The 2,131-nt window shown below is 51.8% G+C and carries 2 protein-coding genes; one reads left to right on the top strand and one right to left on the bottom strand.

Features of this window, described 5'->3' with window-relative positions:
* Positions 1-42: 42 nt before the first annotated feature.
* Positions 43-1,194 carry a D-alanyl-D-alanine-carboxypeptidase/endopeptidase AmpH gene (ampH, locus tag ACSZPU_RS25240; RefSeq protein WP_499004340.1) on the bottom strand — a complete coding sequence of 384 codons (1,152 nt, stop codon included), beginning with the start codon at positions 1,192-1,194 and terminating at the stop codon, positions 43-45.
* A 217-nt stretch (positions 1,195-1,411) separates the two neighbouring features.
* Between ampH and ACSZPU_RS25245 the strand changes: the two genes are divergently transcribed.
* Positions 1,412-1,924: an isochorismatase family protein gene (locus ACSZPU_RS25245; protein WP_499004342.1), complete on the top strand. Its 513-nt coding sequence runs from the start codon at positions 1,412-1,414 to the stop codon at positions 1,922-1,924.
* The last annotated feature ends 207 nt before the right edge of the window (positions 1,925-2,131 follow it).

Genomic DNA, 2,131 nt, shown 5'->3' on the forward strand with positions numbered 1-2,131 from the left:
CGGGCATCGTGAAAAGTCTATGTCAAAGAAAGGGTTATGTTCTCATAATTGACGATTAAATCGCACCTTCCTTAATTCGCTAACCAGTTCGTTTACGCCATCGCTCATATTAACGAAACGCGTCAATGGCGAACGTGTGATCACCACGAACACGCCGACATTACTTTGCGGGATCATCGCCATATAGGTAATGAAACCACCGCCGCCACCCGTTTTCTGAATAATTCCCGGATGCCCGTCTTTCGGTGCCATATAAACCCAGCCCAAACCTAACGCGTCGGCTTTACCCGGCACATCCATACCGATGACGCGCGTAAGCTGGCTGCGCTGATAGATCAGCGTCTGCATGCGATCCGCCTGGCTGTTGCGGCTGTAGAAATCGGAAGAGAGGAATTGCTGCATCCAGCGCATCATATCGCCCGGCGTTGAGTAGACACCGCCACTGCCAATGGCCGCCAGCGTGTTATCGCACGGGCTGGCTCCTTTTTCTGCCACCATCAGGCGACGGCACTGATCGGGTGATGGCGTAAAGGTGGTGTCTTTCATCCCCAGCGGGCGAGTGATCTGATCTTCGAAAAGCTGCGGGTAGGGTTTGCCCGCCGCATTTGCCAGTGCGTCGGCCAGTAGATCAAACGCCAGGTTGGAATAGGCAGCCTGGGTGCCTGGTGCGGATTTTAGCGCCGCCGTTGAGAGCCAGCTCCAGCGCTGTTCGCGGGTCGGCCAGGTAAATACAGTGCGTTTCGCTGCGCCGCCGGGCTGTTCACGCGGTAATGCGCTGGTGTGTGTCGCTAGGTTCACCAGTCTGATCGGTGCTCCCTGATATGTTGGCACGCGCGCACCCGGTGGGGCATATTTGCTTAACGGGTCGTTGAGTTTCACCACGCCCTGATCGAGGAGCTTAACCAGCATTTCGCTGGTCATCAGCTTGGATAACGAGGCAATGCGGATAACCGAGTCCAGCTGTGGGCGAACATTCGTACCGGGACGTGTTTCGCCAAAACTTCTGAATACCCGCTGGTTACCGTCAATCGCCACCATTGCCATTCCCGTTGCGCCACTGCCATAAAAAATATGGTTGGCGTAACGATCAACAATATCAGACGCAAATTCAGCATCGGGCGACTGTTGTGCTGCATGCACGGAGGTCAGTGTTAACGCGTACAGCGTCGCAGAGAAAAACAAACAACGTTTCAACGAAAGCATCCGTATATGAAAGAAGTGAATAATGCGTATTTATACTACCAGGTGGCATATTTCAAAGCACCGAAAAGCGCATTATTTCTCGAAATAACGTAACGAGGGGTAAACATGAACTTTTTTCCCTATGGCAAAATAGCTGCTTCGTTGTGATACCCTTTTTCTTTCCACTGAAAATGTCTGGAGGCAAGTGATGTCGGGTAAGTGAGTGGTCATGGTGGTGGATATGCAAAACGGGGTGTTTGCGTCTCCTCGTATTCGACGCGAAGCGTGTGTTGCACAGATAAATCAGCTCACGCAGGCGGCAGATAAGGTCATTTTCATCCAGCACATCGAAAACGGTGGTCTGGAAGAGGGAAGCGCCGGGTTCCAGCTACTGCCTGAACTCTACCAGCCTGAAAACGCTTTGTACGTTACCAAAACAGCCTGTGACGGTTTTTACCGTACCCATCTGGCCGATGTTTTACGCGAGCATGATATTTCTGAATTCGTTATCTGTGGCTGTGCGACGGATTATTGCGTCGATACCACGCTGAAAAATGGCGCCAGCCGGGGATATTCCATCACCGTGGCCGAAGATGCCCATACGACGGCTAACCGACCCGCGGCTGCGGCCGAAACGCTGATCGCTCATTATAATGAAGTCTGGCGTACACTTACGGTGCCGGATAACCCCGTTTTCGTGAAACCCGTCGAAACAATTCTTCACGAGTGGCAAGCGAACTAAGACGTTACGCTCAGGTCTGATTTAACAGTTCTCACAACGTGCACTTCCGCAGGAACTTCCCGCGGCGGGTGAGCGTTGTGTGTCGTATGAGCCATGCACAAAAATAAGAAGTGAGCAGGAGAATATTATGTTTAAGGAAGGTGCGATTTAATCGTCAATTATGAGAACATAACCCTTTCTTTGACATAGACTTTTCACGATGCCCGC

It is taken from the genome of Phytobacter sp. V69, assembly GCF_965644215.1.
In the GTDB taxonomy this organism is placed as follows: Bacteria; Pseudomonadota; Gammaproteobacteria; order Enterobacterales; family Enterobacteriaceae; genus Phytobacter.

Coding starts and splice junctions, on each gene's coding strand:
- ACSZPU_RS25245 (WP_499004342.1), top strand. CDS start 1,412: ATGGTGGTGGATATGCAAAACGGGGTGTTTGCGTCTCCTCGTATTCGA.